Source organism: Methylomagnum sp. (assembly GCF_054333355.1).
Map to the genome: position 1 here is coordinate 1 of NZ_JBTEKS010000342.1, position 4,786 is coordinate 4,786.

At 53.7% G+C, this 4,786-nt stretch carries 7 protein-coding genes; 5 read left to right on the forward strand and 2 right to left on the reverse strand.

Annotated elements, in window-relative coordinates:
- The coding region (gene hisH, locus ACXWUF_RS18775; protein WP_458503344.1) for an imidazole glycerol phosphate synthase subunit HisH at positions 1-481 on the reverse strand (481 nt) is incomplete at its 3' end.
- 18 nt (positions 482-499) lie between these two features.
- Positions 500-1,093 carry an imidazoleglycerol-phosphate dehydratase HisB gene (gene hisB / locus ACXWUF_RS18780; RefSeq protein WP_458503345.1) on the reverse strand — a complete coding sequence of 198 codons (594 nt, stop codon included), beginning with the start codon at positions 1,091-1,093 and terminating at the stop codon, positions 500-502.
- 167 nt (positions 1,094-1,260) lie between these two features.
- Here hisB and ACXWUF_RS18785 point away from each other — a divergent pair, with 167 nt between their 5' ends.
- The 5 genes from ACXWUF_RS18785 to ACXWUF_RS18805 form a co-directional block, all read left to right on the forward strand.
- Complete coding sequence (locus ACXWUF_RS18785) at positions 1,261-2,136, forward strand: glycosyltransferase family 2 protein (RefSeq protein WP_458503346.1); 876 nt, start codon at positions 1,261-1,263, stop codon at positions 2,134-2,136.
- Between the two features lie 36 nt (positions 2,137-2,172).
- Entirely contained in the window at positions 2,173-3,300 is a 1,128-nt protein-coding gene (locus tag ACXWUF_RS18790) for a DegT/DnrJ/EryC1/StrS family aminotransferase (protein ID WP_458503347.1), read from the forward strand.
- Complete coding sequence (locus ACXWUF_RS18795) at positions 3,288-3,893, forward strand: acyltransferase (protein ID WP_458503348.1); 606 nt, start codon at positions 3,288-3,290, stop codon at positions 3,891-3,893. The genes ACXWUF_RS18790 and ACXWUF_RS18795 overlap by 13 nt, the downstream gene beginning before the upstream one ends.
- 199 nt (positions 3,894-4,092) lie before the next feature.
- Complete coding sequence (locus ACXWUF_RS18800) at positions 4,093-4,518, forward strand: class I SAM-dependent methyltransferase (protein WP_458503349.1); 426 nt, start codon at positions 4,093-4,095, stop codon at positions 4,516-4,518.
- Positions 4,519-4,558: 40 nt separating this feature from the next.
- Positions 4,559-4,786, forward strand: a 228-nt coding sequence (locus tag ACXWUF_RS18805) for a hypothetical protein (RefSeq protein WP_458503350.1), incomplete at its 3' end; no start/stop codon positions are given.

Consider the following 4,786-nt stretch of genomic DNA (forward strand, 5'->3'; position numbering starts at 1 on the left):
GGCTGGCGTAGTAGCTATGGACGAAATAGAACCAACTGCCCGGCTCGATGCCCGCCCACAGCGGATGGTCGCCGGTCGGATCGACGCGGTTCCAGCCCATGTGGGGAATCTTGAGGGTTCGGCTGTGGCTGTCGGTAAGTCCGTCGGCGAAGCGCACAACGCGGCCCGGAATGAGGCCGAGGCAGGGCGTGCCGTGGTTTTCCTCGCTCTCGTCGAGCAAGGCTTGCATCCCCAGGCAAATCCCCAAGAAGGGCTTGCTGGCGGCGGCTTCTTTCAACACCGGGATGAGTTCGCGTTCCGTCAGCGCATGGATACAATCGCGAATGGCGCCCACGCCCGGAAACACCACCCGGTCGGCGCGGAGAATCGTGTCGCGGTCGTCGGTGACGCTTACGGAGACTTGCGGGTCGGCGTGCTGGACGGCTTTGGCGATGGAGTGAAGATTCCCCATGCCGTAATCAATGATGGCTACGGAAGACATAACGCGGGAAGCCGGGAGTTAGAGGGTGCCTTTGGTGGAGGGAATAATGCCGAGTGCGCGGGAATCCGGTTCCAGGGCCATCCGCAGGGCGCGACCGAATGCCTTGAAAATGGTTTCGGCCACATGGTGCGCGTTTTGGCCCTTGAGGTTGTCGATGTGCAGCGTGACCTTGGCGTGGTTCACGAAGCCCCGGAAGAATTCTTGGAACAAATCGACATCGAAATCGCCGATCCGGGCGCGGGGATACTCGACGCCGTAAGATAAACCCGGACGCCCGGAGAAATCAACGACGACCCGGGATAGCGCCTCGTCCAACGGGACATAAGCATGGCCGTAGCGGCGGATGCCTTTCTTGTCGCCGACCGCTTGGTCAAATGCTTGGCCCAACGTGATGCCGATGTCTTCCACCGTGTGGTGGGCGTCGATGTACAAGTCACCCTGAGCGTGAATATCGAGGTCGATCAAGCCGTGCCGGGCGATTTGATCCATCATGTGGTCGAGGAAGGGCACGCCGGTTTCAAAAACGGCCTTGCCGGTGCCGTCGAGGTTTAGGCTGACGCGGATTTGGGTTTCGGAGGTGTTGCGGGTTACGGTGGCGGTGCGGTGGTTCATGGTGATTAAGATGCCGTGATTTTCCTCGCATGATATAACGTGCCGCCGGTCTTGCTAAGCTTTAAGCAGTGACTCGCTAGAGCCATGATTCACAATAATCCAACTCCGGCCTCAGGGCGCACGCCCTCCCGCGTCGGCCCCCCACTCCGCCCCGCGACACTCGCAGCATGATCTCCACACCTTTCGAGCCGATCCCCGCCCTCCAGCGCTTGCTGGGCAATCTCACCCTCTGGGGCGCACAAGTGCTAGAGGCTTTTCCGATGTCCCGTCGGCTGGGTCGCCTCGAAGATGGCCTGAGCGCGCTGCGCTCCTCCCACGACGTGGAGCAGGAATTGGCGATCCGCTTTCAGAAAGCGAGACAAACCTCCGAGTATCGAGCAGCCTTCGAAAATCCCGATCCGCTGGTGTCTATATGTGTCGCCACCTATAACCGAGGTTTGCTACTCACCGAGCGCACGATTAAATCCCTGTTGGCGCAAACCCACACGAACATCGAGATCATCATCGTCGGCGACTGCTGCTCCGACGACACCGCCGAGCGCGTCGCCAAGATCACCGATTCCCGCCTGAGATTCGTCAATCTATCGGAGCGTGGCCGTTATCCGGAACACGCCGAATGGCGCTGGATGGTCGCCGGCACCACGCCGATGAATCACGCCCTCGGTCTCGCCCGGGGAGATTTCATCACCCATTTGGACGATGACGACGAACACGCGCCTGATCGTATCGCCAAGCTGTTGCAACTGGCGAGGAAAACACGGGCGGATTTGGTTTGGCACCCTTTTTGGTATGAATATAAATTCGACTACTGGCAGCTTACTCCGGCGCTGCATTTCCGGATGGGCCAAGTCACGACTTCATCCGCGTTTTACCACCGCTGGCTGGGCCAGATTCCCTGGAATATCGACGCTTGGCGGCAACGTGAACCGGGCGACTGGAACCGATTTCGCAAATTTAAATATATTGGCATTCACATGGTCCGGCATCCAGAACCCTTGCTGAAACATTATAAAGAAAGAAACCGCCGAGTCGGCAATGCTTAGACATGCACAGCTCGCAAGCCTATATCAGGAATACCCATGAGCGATTCCCGTCCCATTTACGTTACCCAACCGTATTTGCCCCCCTTGGAGGAATTCCTGCCATATCTGCGGGAAATCTGGGATAACAAGATTCTCACTAATGCCGGTCCTTTCCATAATCAATTTGAGCAGGCGCTTTGCGAGCATCTGGGGGTAAACCATATCGCGTTGTTCGCCAATGGCACCCTTGCGTTGGTGACAGCGCTACAATCTTTGCGTATTACTGGCGAGGTTATTACTACGCCGTATTCCTTTGTCGCTACTGCCCACTCGCTATTGTGGAATGGCATTAAGCCGGTATTCGTGGATATTGATCCCGACACATTAAATCTTGACCCGAATGGCATTGAGGCCGCTATCACTCCCCGCACCACCGCCATGATGCCCGTACACTGTTATGGTCGTTCCTGTGATGTGGAAGCTATCCAGCGCATCGCCGATATTTATAATCTGCGGGTTATTTACGATGCGGCTCACGCCTTTGGTGTGGAAGATAGCCAGGGCAGTATTCTACGGCATGGCGATCTGTCGATATTAAGTTTCCATGCCACCAAGGTATTCAATACCTTCGAGGGAGGTGCCATTATCTGTCCCGACGCGAAAACCAAGCAGCGCATCGACCACTTGAAAAACTTCGGATTCGTCGATGAAGTCACCGTGGTAGCGTCCGGCATCAACGGCAAAATGAGTGAAGTCAACGCCGCGTTTGGCCTCCTGCAACTCAAGCATATCGATCAAGCTTTGGCCCGGCGCCGGGAAATCGACGGGCTATATCGCCAGCTTTTAAAAGACGTTACGGGCATTCGTTGCCCATCAGAACATGAGGTGGCCAAGGCCAACTACGCTTACTTTCCCATCATGATTGAATCGGAATATCCACTGAGCCGCGACGACCTATATCAAAAGATGAGAAAGCACAATATTTACGTGCGTCGCTATTTTTATCCGCTCATCTCGGAGTTCCCGATGTATCGGGGGTTACCTTCTGCCGGGCAACATAATCTCCCATTCGCGACGCGGGTTTCACGGCAGGTTTTGTGCTTGCCCATTTATCCGGCCCTTATCACCGAAGATCAGATAAAGATAACAAATATTATCAGGGATGCCCAATCATGCCAGTATTAACCCACACTGAATTAATTGAGATGGGCTTCGCCGCCATAGGAAATAATGTACGAATATCAAGTCACGCATCCATATACAACTGCCATGGCATATCAATCGGCAATAATGTTCGAATTGATGACTTCTGTGTGCTATCAGCGGGCGCAGGTGGGATAAGCATTGGTAACTATGTCCACATAGCGGTCGGCTCATCTCTAATAGGCGCAGGGAAAATAACAATTTCCGACTTTAGCGGACTCTCCTCTAGAGTATCCGTGTACTCCAGCAGTGATGATTATTCCGGAGCGGCCATGACCAACCCCACAGTACCAAGCGAATACACCAAGATAAAACATGCTGATGTTTATCTAGGCAGACACGTCATCGTTGGCAGCGGCAGCGTAATTCTTCCCGGAGTTATGCTGGAAGATGGCGTTGCGATTGGCGCCTTAAGCTTGGTGCAGAAGAACTGCTCCTCATTCGGAATTTACTCAGGAGTTCCTGCTAGGCGCATAAGAGAGCGAAAGCAAGACCTTCTTAAACTAGAAAAAAAATTATTGGCAAATCATGCCCTACCGAATAATTTGAATGACACTTTAGTAGACCGAATATGAAATAGAGAGCAACAATATGACTCTTGGACTTGTCCGCCGCCATCCTTTATTAGGCCGACTTGAGGAATTCACCTTTTGCGTTCTGGGTTATCTCGTTAGTCCGGTTTTTCGGCTACGCTATCAATTGAATGGGCGCAATCCCCGCCGCCTGCATTATGGTTGCGGCAGGAATAAGTTTTCCGGATGGATCAACGCCGATTTGTCCCCCTTTGCAGATTTGGTCATCGACTTACGACGCAAGCTGCCATTCCCCGATAACTTCCTGGAATTGGCCTACTCGGAACATGTCATGGAGCATGTGCCCTATAACGTGAGCGTCAAGTTTTTGGGGGAATTGCACCGGACCCTGACACCGGGTGGGACCATCAGAATCGCCATGCCCGATCTGGATGATTTGGTGGATGGGTATCAAAACGACTGGCGGCGCTCTGACTGGTTAAGCTGGCCATCGTTCTCGCATATCGAAACCCGCTGCGAAATGATTAATCTGGCCTTTCGCGGCTGGGGCCACTCGCATCTGTATAATCGGGAGAAACTTGCCCGAGCGCTCAAATCTGCGGGATTCAAGGAATATCAATTCATGGAATGGGGCCAGAGTAAAAATCCCGCTTTGGCTGGCCTATAAACCCGCCTGGATAGCCGCTTGATCGTCGAAGCGCGGAAACTTGAATAATCTTCCCGTGGTGCTTAGCTTTCACTTTCTAGCTCGATTCGCTGTTTATCGGGTATTAACCCAACTTCTAGGCGTGGGAACCCTATTATTAACTGCTCGTTGGATGGGCGCGAACGCTTATGGCGAGGTTACAGCCATCCTATCTCTAGCGGCTGTGACAGCGAATCTGGCTGGCCTCAGCTTAGGACAAACCTTACACCGCTATTTTCAAATCAACACC